This is a genomic window from Shinella sp. NM-101 (assembly GCF_021401195.1).
Classification (GTDB): Bacteria; Pseudomonadota; Alphaproteobacteria; order Rhizobiales; family Rhizobiaceae; genus Shinella.
This window is the reverse complement of the sequence record NZ_JACBFT010000002.1, coordinates 444577-465888: the sequence shown is the minus strand read 5'-3', so window position 1 is coordinate 465888 and position 21312 is coordinate 444577. Positions and strand designations below refer to the sequence as shown.

Genomic DNA, 21312 nt, shown 5'->3' with positions numbered 1-21312 from the left:
CATTGAAAACCGCGACGTTGCAGATGCTCGGGTCAAGCCCGGGCATGACGGAAGAGGGAGGGTGCGGTCGTGGCGACGCGAGTCACGCCTGGCGCGCACTTCACGCCTCGCAGGTGAGGCTTAGCAATTGACACACTCAGTCGCACCGCACACGTCACGCCGCCGGAAGCGGCTCGACGGGGTCGGGCGCAGGCGCCTCCCCTTCCCTGTCCTCCGGCTTGATGCGGAACCAGGCGACGTAGAGCGCCGGCAGGAAGAGCAGCGTCAGCACCGTGCCGACGATGATGCCGCCCATCATGGCATAGGCCATCGGGCCCCAGAACACCTCGCGCGAGATGGGAATGAGCGCCAGGCTTGCCGCCGCCGCCGTCAGCATGATTGGCCGCATACGGTGCTCCGTCGCCTCGCGCACCGCATCCCAGGCATGCATGCCCTCCCGCCTCAGGTCCTCGATCTGCACGACGAGGATGACCGAGTTGCGGATGAGGATGCCGATGAGCGCCAGCACCCCGAGGATCGCGACGAAGCCGAGCGGCGCTCCGCTGCCGAGGAGGGCTATGACCACCCCGATGAGCGCCAGCGGCGCCACCGCGAAGACGAGGAAGAGCCGCGAGAAGCTCTGGAGCTGCAGCATCAGGATCGTCGCCATGGCGAAGAGCATCAGCGGAACGACGGCGACGATCGGCGCCTGGCTGTTGGCGCTTTCCTCGACGGAACCGCCGACGTCGATGCTGTAGCCGGATGGCAGGCTTTGCCGGAAGCTGCCGACGTCCTTTTCCATCTGCGAGACGATGGTCGCCGGCTGCACGCCGCCGGTGATGCTCGCCTTGACGGTGATGGTGGGCTGGCGCGAGCGGCGCCAGACGACCGGCTGCTCCATCTCGTAGCGGAAATTCGCGACGGCCGCGAGCGGCACCGACGTGCCGTTCGCCGTGGGGAGCTGGAGCTGGCGCAGCGTCTCGATGGACTGGCGCTCGCTCGCCCTCGCCCGGCCGATGACGTCGATCAGGTAGACGTCGTCGCGGATCTGCGTGACGGTCGTTCCGCCGACGACGCCGTTCAGCGCCGAGGAAATGTCCTGCGAGGTCACGCCGAGCTGGCGCGCCTTGTCCTGCAGCACGTCGACCTTCACCACGCGCGCCGGCTCGTTCCAGTCGTAGACGATGTCGCCGAGCCGGTCGTTGCCGCCGAGGAGCTCGCCGAAGGCGAGCGCCTGCTTGCGCACCTCCTGGATGTCGGGGCCGCTGACGCGGTACTGGATCGGCCGGCCGACCGGCGGGCCGATGTCGAGCAGCTTGACGAGCGCGTCCGTGCCGACGAACGTCGTGCGCAGGTATGCCTCCAGATCCGCCTTCAGGCGGTCGCGCGCCTCCAGGTCCTTGCTGACGATGACCGTCTGGCCGAAGGCCGGCGAGGGCGGCTGCACGTCGAAGGACAGCAGGAAGCGCACCGCGCCCTCGCCGACATAGGAGGACCACCGCTCGATATCCGGATTGCCCTTGAGCTTTTCCTCCTCGAGCTTGGCGATCTGCGCATTGGTCTCGGCAATCGAGGCGTTCTGCGGCAGCGCCCAGTCGATGACCAGTTCCGGCCGGTCCGACGAGGGGAAGAACTGCTCCTGCACGAAGCGCATGCCGAAGACCGAGACGCAGAAGACGAGCACGGTCGCCACGATGGTCGTCCACTTCCAGCGCATGCAGACATCGAGGATGCGCGCGAAGGTGCGGGCGAACCAGCCCTTCTGCTCGTGATGCTTCTTCATGCTCTTCGGCAGGATCGTGACGCCGAGCAGCGGCGTGAAGACGACCGCGACCACCCAGGAGACGACGAGCGAGATGGCGATGACGACGAAGAGGCTGAAGGTGAACTCGCCGGCCGCGCTGTTGTTGAGGCCGATCGGGATGAAGCCTGCCACCGTCACCAGCGTGCCGGTCAGCATCGGGAAGGCGGTGGAGGTGTAGACGTAGGTCGCCGCCTTGCGCAGCGAATCGCCCGCCTCCAGCCGCGCCACCATCATCTCGACGGCGATCATGGCGTCGTCGACCAGAAGGCCGAGCGCGATGATCAGGGCCCCGAGCGACACGCGTTGCAGCGATATGTCGTCGTAATACATGAAGACGAAGGTGATGCCGAGCGTCAGCGGGATGGAGAGCGCCACGACGAGCCCGGCCCGAAGGCCGAGGCTGATGAAGCTGACGATGAGAACGATGGCGACCGCCTCGAAGAGCGCGCGGGTGAAGCCGGAAACGGCCTCCTCCACCACCTTCGGCTGGTCGGAGACGAGGTGCACGTCGACGCCGACAGGCAGTTCGTTCGAAAGCTGCTCGATCTCCTTCTCCACCGCCGCGCCGAACTCCAGCAGGTTCGAGCCCTGCTTCATGCCGATGGCAAGGCCGATGGCCGGCTCGCCGTTGAAGCGGAAGAGCGCCGACGGCGGATCCTGGTAGCCGCGGGTGATGGTCGCGATGTCGCTGAGGCGGAAGAAGCGGTTGTTGACGCGCAGGTTCACCTCGCGAAGGCTTTCCTCGGAGCTGAACTGCCCGCCGACCCGCACGGCGACGCGCTCGCCGTCGCCCTGCACGACGCCGGAGGGCGAAATCGCGTTCTGCGCCTGCAGCGTGGCGACGACCTGCTGGGTGGAAATGCCGAGCGCGGCGAGCTGGCGCGTCGAGAATTCGAGATAGATCACCTCGTCCTGCGCGCCGATGAGGTCGACCTTGCCGATATTCGGCACCGTCAGGACGCGCCGGCGCGCGTCCTCGACATAGTCGCGAAGCTGCCGGGGGGTGAGCCCGTCCGCGGTGAAGGCGTAGATATTGCCGAAGACGTCGCCGAAGCGGTCGTTGAAGGCCGGCCCGATGACCCCCGAGGGAAACTCCCCGCGAATGTCGTTGATCATGTTGCGGACGGTAAGCCAGGTCGGCGCGACGTCGCGCGCGCGGGTCGTCGGCTTCAGGTTGACGAAGACGAGCGTCTGGCCGGGCGTCGTGATGCTGCGGCTGAAATCGAGCGATTCCAGTTCTTCCAGCTTGCGCTCGATGCGCTCGGTCACCTGCCGCGTCGTCTCCTCGACGGAGGCGCCGGGCCAGGCCGCGCTGATCGTCATCGTCTTGATGACGAAGGACGGATCCTCTTCGCGGCCGAGATTCTGGTAGGTGAAGAAACCGAGCAGCGCGAAGACGATCATGAAGTACCAGACGAGCGAAGCATGTTCGAGCGCCCAGTCCGAAAGGTTGAACTTCTTCATAGGCTTGCCTCGTCCTCGATCTTCACTTTCTGGCCTTCTTCAAGGCTGTTCACGCCGGCGGTGACGACGCGGTCGCCCTCCTTCAGGCCTTCGGTCACGGCCAGCGACCGCCCGGCCGTCGCGCCGGTCTCGACGGGCACGAGATGCACCTCGCCCTTGCCCGCATCGACCAGCCAGACATGCGGCTTGTCGTCCTTCCGGACCAGCGCCGTTTCCGGCACCATGAAGGCCGTGAGGTCGGGTCCCTCGAGCTCGGCGGTGATTGTCGTGCCGAGCCGGACGGTGTCCGGCGGGTCTTCCAGCGCGATCTTGACGCGGCGCGTGCGCGTCACGGCATCCGCCGAGGGCGCGACCTCGCGCACCGTTCCCTTGACGGTGACGGCGGGATTGATCTGCAGCGAGACGAGGAACCGGCTGCCGGCGGAGATGCCCTCCGCCGTCTCGGGAATGTCGACGACCGCATCGCGCTCGTCCGGCCGGGCAACGGTGACGATGGCCTCGCCGGGCGAGACCGTCTGGCCCACCTCGGCGCCCGTCGCGACCACGACGCCGTCGAATTCGGCGAGGATGCGGGTATAGGAGAGCTGCTCTTCGGCCTTCACCAGCGCCGTGCGCGCCCGCGTCACGCCGGCATCCGCCGCCTCGCGGGTCTGTTCGGCGCTCTCGACGGCCGCCTTGGCCGCGGCATTGGACTGGAGCAGGGTTTTCTGCCGATCCTGGTTGGCGATGGCGCTTGCAAGCGTCGCCTCGGCGCTGGAGAGCTCGGCGCGCGCGGAGCGGACGGCCAGTTCGTAGGCCGTCGCGTCGAGCACGGCGAGCGCGTCGCCCTTCTTGACGAGGTCGCCGACATGGACGGTACGGGAGACGAGGCGGCCGGCGACGCGCGAGCCGAGCGCGGCCTGCACCCTCGCCTGCACCGTGCCGGCGAACCGCGTGCCCGGCAGCGCCGTGGGCTTGACGACCAGCGAGAGCACCGGCCGCGGCGGCGCGGCCGCCTCCTCCTCCTTCTTGCAGCCGGCAAGCGCCATGGCGGCGGCGACGGCAAGCGCCGTGGGAACGGACATCCTCATTCGGCGACTCCTTCGGTCAGGGTAACGGTCTGGCCGGGCCGCAGGAGCTTGGTGCCGTCGGCGACATAGATTTCCCCTTCCTCGATCCCGCCGGAAACCATCGCCGAGCCGGTCTCGAAGGAAAGGACCTCCACCGGGCGCAGGCTCACCGTGCTGTTCGCCTTGTCGACGACCCAGAGCGCCGGGGTGCTGCCGATGCCGGAAAGCGCCTGCCAGGGCACGAGCGCGACCCGGCGGGGCGCCAGCGCGCCGACGCCGACCACGGAAGCCCCGAGCGTCATTTCCGGCGGCGTCCGGTCCATGGCCACCTTCACCCGCACCGTGCCCGTCTGCGTGTCGATGGTCGGCGAGACCTCGCGCACATGGCCGGTCGTGCGCACCCTGTCGTCGCTGAGCAGCGTGACGATCACCCCGTCCTTCGAGGGCTGCGCGAAGAACAGCGATTCGTAGACGTTGAAGACGGCGTCGCGCGCGCCGTTGTCGGCGATGGTGAACATGACCTGCGCCGCCTGCGCCACCTGCCCGGCCTCCGCGAGGCGCGCGGTCACGATGCCGTCGGCCGGTGCACGCAGTTCCGTGTAGGAAAGCACTTCCTTCGCCGTGTCGCGCTGGGCGATGGACGCCTCCCGGGCGCTCTCGGCGGTGCGCAGCGCGGTCTCGGCGTCATCGAAATCGCGCCGCGTGCTGATGCCGTCGTTGAGAAGGGATTTCTGGCGGTCGAAATTGGCGCGGGCCAGCTTGAGCTGGGCTTCGGCGGCGCGAACGCCCGCTTCCGCGGCCTCCACGTCCGCCCTCTGCTCCTCCGGATCGAGACGCGCCATCACCTGGCCTTCCTTCACCGCATCGCCCACATCGACGAACCAGCCGGTGATGCGCCCGCCGACGCGGAAGGACAGGTCCGTCTCGACGCGGGCCACCACCTCGCCGGTGATGGTGACCGTCTGCTCGCGCTCCTCGAAGTGCACCGGCGCCGTGCGCACCGGCCGCGCCAGGCCGTCGGCAAGCGCCGGTATCGCCGTGGCAGACAGCAGGAGCGCCGCCAGCATCATTCCGCCCGATCGGGTCATCGTCGTCTCCACCGTTGCAGAAACCCATTTTAATGTGGGTCCTCATTATATCGCGAAGAGCAGACTGGCAAGCCGCCGTACCATCAGACTTTGAACATGCCGCGGGCGAGTGTGGCGGAGTCCACGCGAAAAGCCAATCGGGGAAGGCCCGGCGGCGGGGAAATGTGATGAATCATATGTTTCAGGAACCTGGCTGCCCCTCGCCGCCAGCACGACAAGAAAGCCGCCGGCAGCGCGGAAACGTTGGTGTTCCTCTGCGGCTGCGCGACGGCTTTTTCGGAGCGCCGTTTGCCGGCGCTTCTATCCTGGTCCCCTCTGGACCTCCCATAGAAAAGCAGGAACCGTGCCAGACTGGAACTGGATCACATAAGTAAATTATTTCAATACGTTGGAAGACCAGCCCTTCGGCACGCATGGCAGTCGGCGTAACGGATTTGTTCAAAAGCCGGGCAACGCACAAAACTTGAGCGCAGCAAAAAAGGGCAGCCCTGCCGGACTGCCCTCCTTTCTAATCCAGGATGATACGCCTCAGAACTCTTCCCAGTCCTGCGCCGCCGCATTCGCCGCGGCAGCCTGCCCTGCGCCGCCGAAGGCGCGGGCAAGCTTGTTGCCGAGCGCCCGCGCGCCGGATGCCGCAGGGCGTTGTTCGGCGGGAGCGGCCGCGACGGTTCGGTTGACGGTGACGCGCGTGCCGAGCTGGAACTGCGCGATGAGATCGTTCAGTGCCGCCGCTTCGGTCGCCAGCGCGTGGCTCGCTGCCGTCTGCTCCTCTACCATGGCCGCATTCTTCTGCGTGCCCTGGTCGATGGAGTTGACGGCCGAGCTGATCTCGTTGAGGCCCGTCGACTGCTCGCGCGCGGACCGCACGATCGCCGCGACGTTCTGGTCGATCTCCTGCACCTGGTTGACGATTTCCGAAAGCGCCGACCCGGTCTCGCCGACAAGCGCGACGCCGAGATGCACCTGCTCGCCGGACTTGGTGATGAGCGCCTTGATCTCCTTGGCGGCATTGGCCGAACGCTGGGCGAGTTCGCGCACTTCCTGCGCGACGACGGCAAAGCCCTTGCCGGCCTCCCCTGCGCGCGCGGCTTCCACGCCGGCATTCAGCGCCAGGAGGTTCGTCTGGAAGGCGATCTCGTCGATCACGCCGATGATGTTGGAGATTTCCCGCGAGGACGTCTCGATGCCGCTCATCGCGTCCACCGCCCGGCGCACGACTTCACCGGACTTCTCGGCGCCGACGCGGGTGCGCTCGACGAGCTGGCCGGCATCCTCCGCGCGCTTGGTCGCATCCTTGAGCGAGGTGGTGATCTCCTCCAGCGCCGCCGCGGTCTCCTCGACGGAAGCCGCCTGCTGCTCGGTGCGCTTGGCAAGATCGTCGGAAGCCGAGCGGATCTCCGCCGAGCCCGCGCCGATCGCATTGGCATTGCTGCCGACCGAGCGAAGCGCCGACTGAAGCTTTTCGACGGAAGCGTTGAAGTCCTGGCGGACCTGATCGAGCGAGCCGGCAAAGGCTTGCTCGATGCGGTGCGTCATGTCGCCGTCCGCGAGCCTCTGCAGGCCCTCGGCCAGCGCTTCGACCGCAACCCGCGTCTGGTGTTCGCGCTCGGCCGCCTCCTCGGCGCGCTGGCGCCGCTCTTCCTCCGTCAGCGCGCGGTTCTGCTCGGCTTCGCCTTCCAGCCGCACCTTGGCGAGCGTCGCATCGCGCAGCACGGCGAGCGAACGGGCCATCTCGCCGATCTCGTCCTGGTGCTCCGATTCCGAAAGGTCGACATCCGTGCGGCCGCCGGCAATGGCGCTCGTCGCCGCGATGACCTTGTCGAGGCGCTTGCGGAAGCGCGCCGCCAGCAGCCAGCCGATCGCGATCATCAGGCCGGCGGCACCGGCGATCACCACGATGGACGTGATGGCGAGGGCGGAGAGATTGGCAAAGAGCACCGACTTCGGCACCGAAACCACGGTGAACCAGGTCGTTCCCGGCGCAAGCGGCACGGGCACCGCGACCACGATGGACGGGACGCCGCCCGCATCCTTGATCTCCATCGCCTTTTCCGGGTTGGCGATCAGCGCCTGCCAGGCCGCCGCGTCGAGGCCGGAATCGGCCAGCGTCTTGCCGAGCGTCGCCTGGTCGGGATGGCTGATGATGCTGCCGCCCTGGCTCAGCAGCGCGACATAGCCCTCGCCCAGCGGCTTGAGGCTCGCCATGTCGGCGGCAAGCGCATCGAGCGCGATGTCGACGCCCGTCTCGCCCTGGAACGCGCCGTCGAACATCAGCGGCACCATGAAGGAGGTCATCAGCACGTTCTTGCCGCCGATGACATAGCTGTAGGGCTCGGTCAGGAAGTCCTTTCCGGTCGCCTTCGGCACCTGGTAGTAGTCGCCGGGACCGGGCTTGTCGTAGTCGACCAGCGCCTCCATGCCGACCTTGCCGTCGTTGCGGACGAAATAGGGGATGTATCGGCCCGTCGCGTCATGGCCGGGCGCGTTCCTGTATGCCTCGTCCTTGCCGTCGAAGGCATTCGGCTCCCAGCCGGTGCTGACGCCGAGCGCGAAGGGATTGTCGGCCATCAGGCGGTCGAAGATGCCGTTCATCGTCTCGCGGCTCGGCGCGCCCGTCGCCTTCATCGCATAGAGCGTCGAGCGCATGTTCAAGCTCAGCGCCTTGACCTTGGCGAAGTAGGTATCGACCTTGCCGGCGCTCGCCTCCGCCGCGTTCACCATTTCCGAGATCGACCGTTCCTCGACGGCTCGGTAGGACAGCCAGAGCAGAACGCCCGCCGTCGCGACAGTGGTAGCGACACCTGCCGCCACGATGGCGAACATGTTCCGGGCAGTCGCAGTCCTTGGCAGCATGAAACGTCTCCTTGCACCCGGCACGGGTCCGCGCCGGCAATCAGAAATGGCGGAACATGCCGATTGGCGCGGCGTTACAGAGACGAAGTCATTTCGCAGACAGGCAGCGTGGCACGCACTGGTTTATGAAACGATAAAATTCGAATGAACCGCCCTCCGGAACGCGGAGAAGACGGAAAAACCGCTCTTGCGGGGCCGTTTTCGAGGGAATCGAAGGCCATGACCGTCCCACGGCACGCATTTCCGGCCGTTCAGCAATAGTGAACGATCCGTTCGTCCCGGCCGATCTTCCGCAAACGGGGACGAGGGGCGATATTTGCCTCAATGCAAGGCCCCGGAAGCGGGGCAAGCGTGCGAACGCCCCGGAAATATCCGGGAGAGGAGCCATCATGACCCAGCAGCTTACAGGCATCCACCACCTGACGGCGATCACCGCGAACGCGCCGGAGAACCTGCGCTTCTATACGCAGGTGCTCGGCCTTCGCCTCGTCAAGAAGACCGTCAACCAGGACGATACCAGCGCCTACCATCTCTTCTATGCCGACGGGCTCGCCTCGCCGGGCACGGACCTCACCTTCTTCGACTGGCCCGTCGGCCACGAGCGGCGCGGCACGCACAGCGTCTCCCGCACGGGCCTGCGTGTCGCCACCCTCGCCACCCTCGAATGGTGGAAGGACCGCTTCGCCGACCTGAAGGTCAAGGCCGGCGGGATCCGCGATGTCGGCGGCCGGGCGACGCTCGACTTCGAGGACGGCGAAGGCCAGCGCTTCCGCCTGACGGTAGACGAGGCCGGGGCGCCGGCCAATCCCTGGGAAAAGAGCCCGGTTCCGGCCGAACACCAGATCAAGGGCCTCGGCCCCATCACCCTCAGCGTGCCCGACATCCGCAATACGGAGATCGTGCTCACCGAGGTGATGAACATGAATGAGACCTCGACCTATCCGAACCCGGACGGCGCCGGCGATGTCCACGTCTTCTCGATGGGCGACGGCGGCCCCGCAGCGGAACTGCATGTCGCCGTCGAGCCGGATCTTCCGGCCGCCCACCAGGGCGCGGGCGCCGTGCACCACGTCGCCTTCCGCGCCCCGGATGTCGAGGCGCTGCACGCCTGGACGGAGCGCCTGCGCGGCTTCCGCCTGCCGTCGAGCGGCGAGGTCGAGCGCTTCTATTTCCGCTCGCTCTATTTCCGCGAGCCGAACGGCATCCTCTTCGAGATCGCCACGGACGGCCCCGGCTTCGCCGTCGACGAACCGCTCGAAACCCTCGGCGAGAGCCTGTCGCTGCCGCCCTTCCTTGAGCCGCGCCGCGCGCAGATCGAGGCCCGGCTGAAGCCGCTCGCATAACCTGACCCGAACCCCGGCGCGACAATCCCGTCCCGCCGGGGTTTTCATGCTGGAACAGGAGAGTTCACATGACGACACTGGTGGCAATCTCGGGCAGCCTGCGCAAGGGCTCCTTCAACACGGCGCTGCTGCGTGCGGCCCTTGCCATGGCGCCGGAGGGCGTGACGATCGAGGAAGGTTCGATCCGCGGCATCCCGCTCTACGATGCCGACGTGGAGGCTGCCGACGGCATTCCCGAAGCGGTCGCCCGCCTCAAGGAGCAGGTGGCCGGGGCGGACGGCGTGATCCTCTTCACCCCCGAATACAACAACGGCATTCCCGGCGTCTTCAAGAACGCCATCGACTGGATGAGCCGTCCGTCCAACGACATTCCGCGCGTCTTCGGCGGCAAGCCCTTCGCCATCACCGGCGCCTCGCCGGGCAATTTCGGCACCCTCCTCTCGCAGGAAGCCTGGCTGCCCACCATGCGCACGCTCGGCACCGTGCCGTGGTTCGGCGCCAAGCTGATGGTCTCGCGCGCGGGCACCGTCATCCAGGACGGCAGGATAGCCGACGAGGCGATCGAAAAGAGGCTGCGCGATTTCGTTGCCGGCTTCGCCGCCTTCGTCACCGAATACAGGCGCTGACAGCACACAAAACGCAAAGGGCGCGCCGCATCGGCGCGCCCTTCCTGTTCGCAATCCCCGGCGTCAGCCGGTCACGCGGTCCTTGAAGTCCTTCGCCAGGTCCAGATCGGCCGCACCGATGTCGTGGCCCGCAGCCAGCAGCGTGTGCTCGACCGTTGCCCCGGCCGCCGTCAGTCGGGCTTCGAGGTCGCCGGCATAGCGGCCGTAGGGATCCGCCGCACCGCTCACCATCAGTACGCTCACGCCGGAAAGATCGGCGTCCGGCACCGTCTCCAGAACGTTCATGCCGCGCAGCAGAACGGCATTGCGGATCAGGCCCGGATGCAGCAGCATCACCGCGCCGATCATGTTCGCGCCGTTGGAGTAGCCGACGAACACGGTCTTTTGCGGATCGAGCCCATAGGCCGTATTCGCCCCTTCGATAAAGGCCGCGAAAGCTTCCGCCTCGCTGGCGATATCCTTCTGGTCGAAGGTGACGGCCGTCAGGCGGCGGAAGAACCGCGGATAGCCTTCATCGGCGCTGCGGCCGCGCGGGCTGAGCAGGATGGCACTCGGCGCGAGCCGCGCGCCGAAGGGCAAAAGGCTCGTCTCGTTGCCGCCCGTGCCGTGCAGCAGCACGACCGCGGTGCCATCGGGGTTTTCCGGGCGATGCACCCGGTGGATGAAGGGCAGGTCCCGTTCGCTCATTCTTTCTTCTCCGGGCAGGGAAAATTGCGGAAGCCGGGCGCGCACGTCGTCCGGGTCGGTCAGGAAATGCGCGGGAACGAACAGCCTCGTTCCAAGCGCCTCCAGCGGCTCGTCTGTCGTCATGCCGGGACCGTCCGTCGCATATTCGACGAGCGAACCGCCCGGTTCGCGGACATAGAGCGAGTAGAAATAGGTGCGGTCGTGCATGTTGGTGTCGCCCGCATCCCCTTCGGCGAACCGCGCGGCAGCCGCTTCCACGGCCGCCCGGTCCGGGGCTCGCAGCGCGACATGGTCGATCGTGCCCGTGCCGGGCGCCGAGGTCCAGAACCCGCGCGCATCGCGGATGTCGAGCACGTCGCCCGCATCGCCGGCTAGCCGCGTGACGCCACCGGCCTCGGCCACCGTGCGGAAGCCGAAATGCCCGCCGATGAATGCCGCCGTCTCCGCCGGCCTTTCCGACAGGATCGTCGCGCCGCGGATGCGCTGGATCGCATTCCCCGCCGCTATGTCCTTCGTGACATGCGGCGCGGGACCTTCCACGCCCGCCTCGCCGACCAGCTTGACGATGATGCCGTCCGGGTCCTTCAGCCGGAGCACGGGCTCGCCGAACTCCTGCGCCGGCCCCGTGAGGGCGATGTTCTGCGTCAGCGCGCGCGTCAGCCAGAAGCCGATCGCCTCCGGCCGGATGGCAAGGACGATCTCCGAGGGCTGGCCGAGCCCGACCCGTCCGGGGGAGCCATCCTCCCAGGCGAGGAAGGTGATCAGCGAACCCGGGCTTGCCGCCGCGTCGCCATAGAAGAGATGGAGCTGGTCGGCGTCTTCAAAGCCCGCCGTACGCTTGACGAGCCGAAGGCCGAGGAAACCGGCGTAGAAATCGACATTCGCCTGGATCTTGCGGGTGATGCCCGTGATGTGATGGATGCCGCTTGTCATGGGGCACCTCCTTTCGCACACACCCAATCAGGATTTGCCGGGCCGCACCAGCCGGCGCCCGGTGAATGGACTGTCCACAAAACGAAACCGGCCCCGCCGCCTGGCGAGGCCGACAATGCCGGCGCCTTCGCGCCGGCGTTTCCGATTGGGGTTCAGGCGGCCGCAATGTTGGCCGGCGACATCGCCCGCACCGAGGCGGACGGATCGTTGAGGAGACGGCGGATCGCGGCGCGCACCTCGTCTGCCGAGGAGAAACGCTGGGAATCCAGGTCCCACACGGAATACTTGACGGCCACGAACTTCAGCCGATCCTCATCGGGAACGACGACGCCGACGGCCTCACCACCGATTTCGATAACCTGCTTTTGCATAACAACTCCTGCCACACCCGAAGGCACAGCCAATTCAATATTGCGCTTATTTCGACGGAGGGGACTTCAGATCACATTCGGCAAAGGGCCGTATGCGCTTTCCCTTTGATCGTTTCACGACAGGAGCACGCCACACGCACGGAGGCGATGCAGTTGGTAATATCGTACATGACACACTCCCTTTGGTTGGCGCTGACGCTGAAATATGGACGCGTCAGGGGCGGACCGAAATGAACGCATGCGGTCCTCATGCGATGCTCCAACACATAAGCGGCCCTCCCTTTCTTGTCAAGGAAATCCGCAGAATTTTGGAAAAAATTGCTGCCAGATTTGTGTGACAATTCGAATCGCAAAATAGTTTTCGCGGATGCAGCATATTTCAGAAAAATATGTCGCGAAGACGAATATTCCGGGGAAATCTCGTGGTGCAACCGCACGGCGCAGCGCGCGCCCGCAATCTTCACGCCATGAGCGAGAGTCACCGGATCGGGCAATTGCATCAGTTGCACGAGGGACACACCGATGCGGTGAAGCGGGGAAAAAACGCTGTGGGACCATTCTTTTTCGGAAAGAGGCTCGATCTTCCGGCCGAACATGAATAAAGAGTGAATCGATATTTTATTGTGCTAAAAAGCCGTGAGTGACTGGCAGGGACGAACATGAATTTCACACGGACGCTTTTCCCTCTGAGCATGCTTCTCCTCTCGGGCTGCGTCGTCGGCCCCGATTACCAGAAGCCGGACGCCGCTCTTCCAGCCAAATTCTCCGAGAGCAGGGCCGCGAGCGCGGAGAATGTCACGCTCAATCCCTGGTGGGAATCCTTCCGCGACCGGCGCCTCAACGACCTCGTCCATCAGGGCATGGCCGAGAACCTCACCGTTCGGCAGGCGCTGGAACGCATCGAGGCCGCCGAAGCGAATGTCATCGTCGCCGGTTCCGGCTCGCTGCCGAGCATCGGCTTGACCGCCGACGCGACGGCGAGCGGCCAGGACGGCAGCTACCTGCGCCGTTCGCCCGGCAGCGGCGGCGACCACTCCGAATCGAAATCCATGAGCGCGGGCTTCGGCGCCTCCTGGCTGCTCGACTTCTTCGGCCAGTACCGCCGTTCCAAGGAAGCGGCGAACGCCTCGCTCGACGCCGCCTATGACGACGTCAACGTCGCGCGCCTCGCCTATCTCTCCGATCTCGTGTCGAGCTATGTCAACGCGCGCTACTATCAGGAAGCGCTGGCGCTGAACCGCAAGAACCTGCAGTCGCGCCGCGAGACGCTGAAGCTGACCAACGAGATCAAGGAAGCGGGCGCCGCATCCAGCCTCGACGTGCTGCAGTCCGAGGGCCTCGTCAACCAGACGCTGGCCGACCTGCCGGCGCTCGAAACCGGCTTCCACCAGTCCGCGAACCACATCGCCACCCTGCTCGGCGTCCCCGCCAGCACGATCACCTCCAGCCTGATCAAGGGTTCGTCCCAGCCGATGCCGCGCTATGCGACGCGCACGGGCATTCCGGCCGACCTCATCCGCAACCGCCCCGACATCCGCGCGGCCGAGCGCCGCCTGCATGCCCTGACGGCCCAGATCGGCTTTGCCGAATCGCAGCTCTATCCGAGCATCCAGCTCGGCGGTTCCATCGGCGTCGCGCGGAACTTCAATGCCGTGACCGGCAGCCTGTCGAGCTGGTCGTTCGGCCCGACGCTGACCCTGCCGATCTTCAACGGCGGCGCCCTGAAGGCCCAGGTCAAGATCGCCCGCTCGGAAGCCGAGCAGCAATACCTGACCTGGAAGTCCACGGTGCTGAACGCGGTCGAGGAAGTGGAGAATGCCCAGACCGCGCTGATCCGCGACGGCCAGACGGTCGCGGCCCTGCGCAAGGTCGTGCAGTCCTACGAGCAGACGCTGAACCTTGCCCGCGAAAGCTACCGCGGCGGCGCAAGCACGATCCTCGACGTGCTCGACGCCGAGCGCAACGTCGCTTCGGCCCGCCTGTCGCTTGCCGCGGCGATCCGCCAGCTCGCCCGCGACTACGTCGCGCTCAACGTGGCGATCGGCGGCGGCTCGGAAATCGGTGCGACGACGATCGCCAGCAAGTAGACGCAAGCGGCACGCGCCCCGGATGACCTCATCCGGCGGCCTGCAGACGGAAATCGGAAGCGGCGGTCCAGCTCAGGCGGGATCGCCGTTTTCGCTTTGGAAGAAGCTGTCGAGCGCGGCCGCCGTCCGCCCGTAATGGTCGCGCAGAACGGCCGCGGCCCCCTCGGCATCGCGCGCCAGCGCAAGCTCCATGACCCTGCGGTGCTCGCCCGCCACATCGCGCATGCCGCCGGACAGGCTGATCGACATGCGCCGGTAGTGGTCGGCCCGCGAAAACAGCTTCTCGCAGATTTCAAGCAGGATCGGCGACCCGCAGGCGGAAATCAGCGCGGCGTGGAAGGCGGCGTGCCGTGCCTCCCAATCCTCCCGCATCGCCGAGGGAATGTCCTCGCGCACCTGCGGGATGCGCGTCATCAGGTGGTGCGCGGCGATCACCCGCCCCTCCCAGTCGGCGTCCCCCTTCTCCACCGAAAGCCGCAACGCTTCGCTCTCGCAAAGCTGCCGGGCCGCGGTGATGTCCCGCAGCTCGGCGAGAGACAGCGAGGCGACGCTATAGCCCCGGTGGTCGTCGAGAACGGTGAAGCCCTCGGCCGTCAGCCGCGCCAGCGCCTCGCGCACCGGCGTCACACTCATGCCGCACAGCGCCTGCAGGTCGGCAAAGCGCAGGCGGTCCCCCGGCTTGAACCGGCCGGAGCGAATCGCCTGCCGGATCGCCTCGTAGGCGTCCCCCGCCAGCGTCCGCCCCCCTGCCCGCTTGTGATCTGTCCGGCGCATATCTTATAAACCCTGGAGGATTTTCGAAAATCGTTGACATCATGTAAAACCGGATGGAAGGTGGGCGCAACCGAAATCGGCATGGCCGGCACTCAACGGAGGACGATATGAAGCTGGTGCGCTTTGGCACGGCGGGCGCGGAAAAGCCCGGACTGATCGACGCGGACGGCGCGATCCGCGACCTTTCCGGCGTGGTGCCGGACATTGCCGGCGACGTGCTCGGCCGGGCCGGGCTGGAGCGCCTGCGCGCGCTCGATCCGAAGACCCTGCCGCTCGCCCCCGAAGGCAGCCGCTTCGGCGCCTGCGTCGGCCGCGTCGGCAATTTCATCGCCGTCGGCCTCAACTATGCCGACCACGCCGCCGAAAGCGGCATGGCCGTTCCGAGCGAGCCGGTGCTGTTCAACAAGGCCCCCTCCTGCATCGTCGGCCCGGACGACACGGTCCTCATCCCCCGCGGTTCCGAGAAGACGGACTGGGAAGTGGAGCTTGCCGTCGTGATCGGCGAGCGCGCCTCCTATGTCTCGGAAGCCGATGCGCTGGACTATGTGGCGGGCTACTGCGTCTGCAACGACGTTTCCGAACGCGCCTATCAGATCGAGCGCGGCGGCCAGTGGACCAAGGGCAAGGGCTGCCCGACCTTCGGCCCCATCGGCCCCTGGCTGGTGACGAAGGACGAGGTCGATACGAGCGACCTTGCCATGACGCTCAGCGTCAACGGCGAACTGGTGCAGAACGGGTCGTCGAGCACCATGGTCTTCAAGGTGCCCTTCCTCGTGCACTACATCTCGCAGTTCATGATCCTCGAACCCGGCGACGTCATCACGACGGGCACGCCGCCCGGCGTCGGCATGGGCATGAAGCCCCCGCGCTACCTCAAGGCCGGAGACCGCATGGAAGTCTCCATTGCCGGCCTCGGCACGCAGCGCCAGGCCGTGGCGGCCGGCTGACCGGATCGATCCGCCTGGAAAGCGAGAGGGGCCTCAAGGGCCCCTCTTCCGTGTCAGCGGTCAGTGCACCGTTGCCGGTGAGAATTCCTCGTCGAGAATGCGGAAGGCCTCGTCCAGCGCGGCCACCAGGATATCCGTCAGTTCGTCGGAATCGTTTTCGAGAAGGAAGAGCGCAACCGTTGCATTGTCCGGATCGCTGTAGCGCTCGAGGTCGTTCGACATGTCATTGTCCCCTTTCCAGCCGGCACCATCCCGGTTGATGGAAGCTTAGGGACGCAGGCTTGCGCCTGGCTTGTGCCGTAAAGACACATGGCGCGCAAGATCGAAACGTCAACCGCACCAGGATTGATGCCGCCCCGTCCAGGGCCTCGCCAGGCCCTCGCGCACCAGCCGCTGGCCGACGGACTGCCCGCTCCGCATCACGACATGGGGCGCGGCGCCCGCCTTGCCGGTCGCGCCCTTCGCCGCCACCAGCGTGACATCGCCCTCGCTCAGGATTTCACGCAGCCGCAGCTTGGCGTCGCCGCCGCGCGAGCGCTCCGCATCGCAGCGCGCATCGGCGATCGCCGGCGCATCGATGTCGGCGAGCCGAACCTTGCGGCCGGCATAGAGGATCGTGCTGCCGTCGAGCACGCAATAGTCGGTCTGCGTCGTGCAGATGAACCACTTGCCGGAAAAGGCGGGCAGCTTTTCCTCGACGGCGATCTTCGGCTCCACCCGTTCGGCAGGCTTCGGCATCGGCCGCGCCAGCGCCGTCTGCCGCTCGCCCGTCCTCGCCTTCCGCTCGATGGACGCCGTGCGGATCGCCGTGGCGGCCGTCTCCGGCCCCGGCGTCCAGTTGTCCATGTAGAGAACCCCGCCGATGATGGCGGCGCCCAGCACATACCAATGCGCCATGCCGCCGCGCCGCGCGCCGGAGCGCTTCGCTGCCGAGGTTTTCCTTCGCCGGTTCGTCTTCTTCGCCATCGCCTGTCTCCTGCGCGAGACAGTGCGACGATCTATTGAAGATATGGTTACCGGAATGTGGAAAGGCGCCGGCTCTGCTGCCCCCATCGCGCGGTTTCATCGAACTTGCGGTCGAAGCCTCATTCCGCAACGACGGTCGCAAGCACGCTGACGCAGTCCCCGGGTTTCACGAGGCCCGGGAAGTGGCGGGCGGCAAGAATGCCGTCCATCTTCGCCTTCACCTCGAGCGGCGGCGCGCCGGTGCGCCCGACCGGGTAGATGCGGGCGACGACATCACCATTGCCAACGGTGTCGCCGAGATCGAAGAGTGGCTCGATGAGGCCGCCGTCCTCGGCAAAGGAGAAGCAGTTGCCGTCCGGCATGTCGAGCCAGGTGGTCGCCCGCGTCTCCACGCCGCCGCTGAGGATGCCCGCGGCTTTGAGCACGTTGGCGACGCCGGTCTTGGCGATGGCCGCGCTTTTCGCCGTGGCCGTGCCGCCACCGCCGAGCTCGGTGGTGATGAAGACCTTGCCCATCTCCTCCGCGGCCGTGTCGTACATGCCGACCGCGTCGATCTCCAGCATCTTCATCGACCACGGCGCGCCGAAGGCGCGCACGAGATCGAAGGCTTTCGCCTCCTCCGCCTTGTCGGGCAGGATATGGGCCGCGCAAAAGGGCAGGAAATCCAGCGTCCTGCCGCCCGAATGGAAGTCGAGGACGATATCGGCGAGCGGCAGCAGCGTGCGCTGGAAATAGTCTGCGATCTTCTGGGTGACCGTACCATCAGGCGCGCCCGGAAAGCTGCGGTTCATGTTGCCCCGGTCGATCGGCGAGGTGCGCGTGCCGGCAAGGAAGGCCGGGTAGTTCATCGCCGGCACGATGATGACGCGACCCGTCACCGCTTCCGCCTTCAGCGAGCGGGCGAGATCGAAGAGCGCGATCGGCCCCTCATATTCGTCGCCATGGTTGCCGCCGGTCAGGAGGGCCGTCGGGCCCTCCCCGTTCTTCACGACCGTCACCGGGATCATGACCGAGCCCCAGGCGGAATCGTCCCGGCTGTAGGGCAGGCGCAGGAAACCGTGCTGCACGCCGTCGGCCGAGAAATCGACGGTCGGGCTGAGCGGCGACGGGCGGAGTGTGCGTTCCGGCATGGCTCAATCCTTCACGAGGAGCTTGCGCGGCACATCGGCAAGGCACTCGACGCCGGTCTCGGTGATGAGGATGCTTTCCGTCGTCTCGAAACCCATGTCCTCAAGCCAGAGCCCCGTCATGAAATGGAAGGTCATGCCCGGCTTCAATTCGCTCCGGTCGCCGGGACGCAGGCTCATCGTACGCTCGCCCCAGTCCGGCGGATAGGAGACCCCGATGCCGTAGCCCGTGCGGTTGTCCTTCACGATGCCGTATTTCTTGAGCACCGCGAAGAAGGCGTTGGCGATGTCCTCGCAGGTATTACCGGGCCGGGCGACGGCAAGGCCCGCCTCCATGCCTTCCAGCGTCGCCTTTTCCGCATCGAGGAAGGCCTGCGTCGGCTTGCCGAGGAAGACCGTGCGCGAGAGCGGCACATGGTAGCGGTTGTAGCAGCCGGCGATCTCGAAGAAGGTGCCCTCGCCCCACTTCATCGGCCTGTCGTCCCAGGTCAGGTGCGGCGCGGAGGCTTCCACGCCCGAGGGCAGCAGCGGCACGATGGCCGGGTAATCGCCGCCGATCCCGTCCACGCCGCGCGTGCCGGCGTCGTAGATTTCCGCCACGAGATCGCATTTGCGCATGCCGACCTCGATCCTGTCGAAGATGCGCTCATGCATCTTCTCGACGATGCGCGCGGCATTGCGCATGTAGCGGATCTCCGTCTCGCTCTTGACCGCGCGCTGCCAGTTGACGAGCGCGGTGGCGTCGACGAAACGGGCGTTCGGCAGGTGCTTCTGCAGCGAGGCGAAGGCGGCGGCGGAGAACCAGTAATTGTCCATCTCCACGCCGATCGTCAGCGTGTCGAGACCGCGCTCGGCAAGCTTGGCGGAAAGGTAGTCCATCGGGTGGCGCTCGGTGGACTGCACATAGTGGTCCGGATAGCCAATGATGTTCTCGTGCTTGAGATAGGCGGTGAACTTGGCGCCGTTGGCATCCTGCCCGCGGCCGTACCAGATCGGCTCGCCCGTCGGCGGCACGACGACGCACTGGTGCACGTAGAAGGACCAGCCGTCATACCCCGTCAGCCAGTTCATGTTCGACGGATCGCTCACGATCAGCACGTCGATGCCCTTGGCTTCCATCGCCTTGCGCGTCTTCTGCAGGCGCGCTTCATACTCCGGAAGTGAGAACTTCAGGTTCGCTTGTTTCATCGGTTTTTCCTCTATACCCGGCGCGGGGCCGGTCTCAACTCTCGAAGGTCGTGCCGGTGCCCGTCGCTGCCGCGCGGGCGGCAGCAAGCGTTGCGATGGCCGTGTCCTGGATGCCCGTGCCGGTCAGGTCCGCCACGGTGATGTCGTCGGGGCCGCCGCGGCCCGGCTTGAGCCCGGCGATGATCTCGCCGAGTTCGGGGAAGGTCGTGCCCTCGGTCACGAGGCCCGCCGCGATGGCATGGTGCAACTCGCCGAGCCGGCGCGTCTGCGCGAGGCTGTCGGCGACATAGAGGCCGGCGCCGGTGATGACGGCGGGCTCCAGCTCGTTCTTGTGCTCGGCATCCGAGCCCATGGCGGTGACGTGCTGGCCCGGCTGGAGCCATTCCGCCCTGAGAACAGGCTTTTCGGATGGCGTGGTGGTGACGATGATGTCGGCGCCGTCGACCGCCGCGCGCCCTTCGGCTTCCGCCCGCACGGGGAAACCGAGCCTTGCCGTCAGGTCGAGGGCCGTCGCCTCGGCCTTGGCCGCATCGCGTGCCCAGATCCGCGCCTCGCGGATGGGACGCACGAGGCTCAGGGCTTCGAGCTGGAGCCGTGCCTGCATGCCCGCGCCGAAGATCGCGGCAACGGACGCATCCGGGCGCGAGAGATGGCGCGCCGCGACGGCCCCGGCGGCGGCGGTGCGCACATCCGTGAGGTAGCCGTTGTCGAGGAGAACCGCCTGCACGAGGCCGGTCCTGGTCGAGAACAGCACCATCAGGCCGTTCGTGCTCGGCAGGCCGATCTTCGGATTGTCGAAGAAGCCGGGGCTGATCTTGATGGCGAAGCCGTCGAGACCGGGCACATAGGCGGTCTTCACGTCCACCTCGCCGCGCTGCTCGGGCATGTCGAGCCGGAGGATCGGCGGCATGGCGACGGCCTTGGTGGCGAGCGCGTGGAAGGCCTCCTCCACGCAGGCGATCGCTTCGAGATCGAGCGGAACGATCCGCCTCAGCTCCGCCTCGGTCAGTATCTTCATCCTCGTCACGCCGTCTTCTCCCCGAACGGATCGGTTTCACCGTTGATGACCCGCCGGTGCAGGTCCATGTCCACATTGCGGCCGGACAGGATGACGGCCACGGGACCGTCGAGCCTGCCGAGCCGGCCCGAAAGCAGCGCCGCGATGCCGACCGCCCCCGCGCCCTCGACAACCTCCCGCTCCTGCGCATAGACGTGCCGCATGCCGGCGGCGATCTCGGGCTCGGAGAGCAGGATCACATCGTCGAGCAGCGCGCGGCACATCCCGAATGTCACGGCATTGTCGAGCCCGATGCCGCCGCCGAGCGAATCGGCAAGGCTCGCCACCTCCTCGACCGCCACCGGCAGCCCCGCATCGAGGCTCGGCTTCATCGCCGCCCCCCGCGCCATCGTGAGGCCGATGACGCACGTCTTCGGCGAGCGTCCCTTGACGGCCGCAGCGACGCCGGCGGCCAGCCCGCCGCCGGAAAGCGGCACCAGCACCGTCGCGACATCGGGCATCGCCTCGACGATCTCCAGCCCGAGCGTGCCCTGCCCCGCGACGATGGCGGGCGCATCGAAAGGCGGCACCATGACGAGCCCGTCCTCGGCGACCAGCCGGTCGACCTCGAGCTGCGCCTCGTCCTGCGACCGGCCGACGATGCGCACGGTCGCGCCGAGGCGGCGGATTTCCGAAACCTTGTTGTCGGGCACCAGCCGGGACATGCAGATCGTCGCGACGGAGCCTTCCGCGCTGGCGGCATGGGCGAGTGCGCGTCCGTGATTGCCCGTCGAGGCGGCGACCACGCCCCTCGCCCTTTCCTCCGGCGACAGCGACAGCACGGCATTCGTCGCCCCGCGCAGCTTGAAGCTGCCCGTCGTCTGGTGATGCTCGAGCTTGAGCCCGACCGGTACGCCGCAGCGCTCCGCCAGCGCGGCGGAAAGCGTGAAAGGCGTGTGCAGGACGCGGCCCTCGATGCGCCGGGCCGCCTGCTCGATGTCCGAAAGGGTCACGGGAAGCGTCGTCATG

At 66.9% G+C, this 21312-nt stretch carries 18 protein-coding genes; 4 read left to right on the top strand and 14 right to left on the bottom strand.

The window, feature by feature from the left end; all coding sequences use genetic code 11:
- Window positions 1–154: 154 nt before the first annotated feature.
- The 4 genes from L0976_RS06095 to L0976_RS06080 all read right to left on the bottom strand — a co-directional run bounded on the left by L0976_RS06095 (window position 155) and on the right by L0976_RS06080 (window position 8237).
- The gene (locus tag L0976_RS06095; RefSeq protein ID WP_234186532.1) at window positions 155–3247 is read right to left on the bottom strand and encodes an efflux RND transporter permease subunit; all 3093 of its coding nucleotides are present in this window, start codon (window positions 3245–3247) and stop codon (window positions 155–157) included.
- Window positions 3244–4317: an efflux RND transporter periplasmic adaptor subunit gene (locus L0976_RS06090; RefSeq protein ID WP_234186531.1), complete on the bottom strand. Its 1074-nt coding sequence runs from the start codon at window positions 4315–4317 to the stop codon at window positions 3244–3246. Before L0976_RS06090 ends, L0976_RS06095 begins: the two co-directional genes overlap by 4 nt.
- Window positions 4314–5384, bottom strand: a complete 1071-nt coding sequence (locus L0976_RS06085; RefSeq protein WP_234186530.1) for an efflux RND transporter periplasmic adaptor subunit — start codon at window positions 5382–5384, stop codon at window positions 4314–4316. The genes L0976_RS06090 and L0976_RS06085 overlap by 4 nt, the downstream gene beginning before the upstream one ends.
- 528 nt (window positions 5385–5912) lie before the next feature.
- On the bottom strand, window positions 5913–8237 hold the full coding sequence (locus tag L0976_RS06080; RefSeq protein ID WP_234186529.1) for a methyl-accepting chemotaxis protein: 2325 nt from the start codon (window positions 8235–8237) through the stop codon (window positions 5913–5915).
- A gap of 389 nt (window positions 8238–8626) precedes the next feature.
- Here L0976_RS06080 and L0976_RS06075 point away from each other — a divergent pair, with 389 nt between their 5' ends.
- Together L0976_RS06075 and L0976_RS06070 are read left to right on the top strand one after the other, a co-directional pair.
- Entirely contained in the window at window positions 8627–9580 is a 954-nt protein-coding gene (locus L0976_RS06075) for a ring-cleaving dioxygenase (protein ID WP_203315969.1), read from the top strand.
- A 68-nt stretch (window positions 9581–9648) separates the two neighbouring features.
- Window positions 9649–10206 carry an NADPH-dependent FMN reductase gene (locus tag L0976_RS06070; RefSeq protein WP_234186528.1) on the top strand — a complete coding sequence of 186 codons (558 nt, stop codon included), beginning with the start codon at window positions 9649–9651 and terminating at the stop codon, window positions 10204–10206.
- Window positions 10207–10269: 63 nt separating this feature from the next.
- Here the strand turns inward: L0976_RS06070 and L0976_RS06065 are convergent, their stop codons facing one another.
- From L0976_RS06065 to L0976_RS06055, 3 genes are all read right to left on the bottom strand, one after another.
- Window positions 10270–11826: a VOC family protein gene (locus tag L0976_RS06065; protein WP_234186527.1), complete on the bottom strand. Its 1557-nt coding sequence runs from the start codon at window positions 11824–11826 to the stop codon at window positions 10270–10272.
- A gap of 152 nt (window positions 11827–11978) precedes the next feature.
- A complete protein-coding gene (locus L0976_RS06060) occupies window positions 11979–12197 on the bottom strand; it encodes a hypothetical protein (RefSeq protein ID WP_203315972.1) in 219 nt (72 codons plus the stop codon).
- Window positions 12198–12268: 71 nt separating this feature from the next.
- The gene (locus tag L0976_RS06055) at window positions 12269–12793 is read right to left on the bottom strand and encodes a hypothetical protein (RefSeq protein WP_234186526.1); all 525 of its coding nucleotides are present in this window, start codon (window positions 12791–12793) and stop codon (window positions 12269–12271) included.
- Between the two features lie 63 nt (window positions 12794–12856).
- Between L0976_RS06055 and L0976_RS06050 the strand changes: the two genes are divergently transcribed.
- A complete protein-coding gene (locus L0976_RS06050) occupies window positions 12857–14284 on the top strand; it encodes an efflux transporter outer membrane subunit (RefSeq protein WP_234186525.1) in 1428 nt (475 codons plus the stop codon).
- Window positions 14285–14356: 72 nt separating this feature from the next.
- On the opposite strand, the gene L0976_RS06045 is transcribed toward L0976_RS06050, so the two are convergent.
- Window positions 14357–15058, bottom strand: a complete 702-nt coding sequence (locus tag L0976_RS06045; protein ID WP_234186524.1) for a GntR family transcriptional regulator — start codon at window positions 15056–15058, stop codon at window positions 14357–14359.
- A 107-nt stretch (window positions 15059–15165) separates the two neighbouring features.
- Here L0976_RS06045 and L0976_RS06040 point away from each other — a divergent pair, with 107 nt between their 5' ends.
- Window positions 15166–16005 carry a fumarylacetoacetate hydrolase family protein gene (locus L0976_RS06040; RefSeq protein ID WP_234186523.1) on the top strand — a complete coding sequence of 280 codons (840 nt, stop codon included), beginning with the start codon at window positions 15166–15168 and terminating at the stop codon, window positions 16003–16005.
- A gap of 60 nt (window positions 16006–16065) precedes the next feature.
- Here the strand turns inward: L0976_RS06040 and L0976_RS06035 are convergent, their stop codons facing one another.
- From L0976_RS06035 to eutB, 6 genes are all read right to left on the bottom strand, one after another.
- Window positions 16066–16227: a hypothetical protein gene (locus tag L0976_RS06035; RefSeq protein WP_234186522.1), complete on the bottom strand. Its 162-nt coding sequence runs from the start codon at window positions 16225–16227 to the stop codon at window positions 16066–16068.
- A 108-nt stretch (window positions 16228–16335) separates the two neighbouring features.
- The gene (locus tag L0976_RS06030; RefSeq protein ID WP_203315978.1) at window positions 16336–16971 is read right to left on the bottom strand and encodes a thermonuclease family protein; all 636 of its coding nucleotides are present in this window, start codon (window positions 16969–16971) and stop codon (window positions 16336–16338) included.
- 119 nt (window positions 16972–17090) lie between these two features.
- Window positions 17091–18101: a N(2)-acetyl-L-2,4-diaminobutanoate deacetylase DoeB gene (gene doeB, locus L0976_RS06025; protein ID WP_234186521.1), complete on the bottom strand. Its 1011-nt coding sequence runs from the start codon at window positions 18099–18101 to the stop codon at window positions 17091–17093.
- Between the two features lie 3 nt (window positions 18102–18104).
- The gene (doeA, locus tag L0976_RS06020; protein WP_234186520.1) at window positions 18105–19286 is read right to left on the bottom strand and encodes an ectoine hydrolase DoeA; all 1182 of its coding nucleotides are present in this window, start codon (window positions 19284–19286) and stop codon (window positions 18105–18107) included.
- Between the two features lie 34 nt (window positions 19287–19320).
- Window positions 19321–20313 (bottom strand): ectoine utilization protein EutC, encoded by a 993-nt coding sequence (eutC, locus tag L0976_RS06015; protein ID WP_234186519.1) that lies wholly within the window; start codon window positions 20311–20313, stop codon window positions 19321–19323.
- Window positions 20310–21311 carry a hydroxyectoine utilization dehydratase EutB gene (gene eutB, locus L0976_RS06010; protein WP_234186518.1) on the bottom strand — a complete coding sequence of 334 codons (1002 nt, stop codon included), beginning with the start codon at window positions 21309–21311 and terminating at the stop codon, window positions 20310–20312. The genes eutC and eutB overlap by 4 nt, the downstream gene beginning before the upstream one ends.
- Window position 21312: the final 1 nt, after the last annotated feature.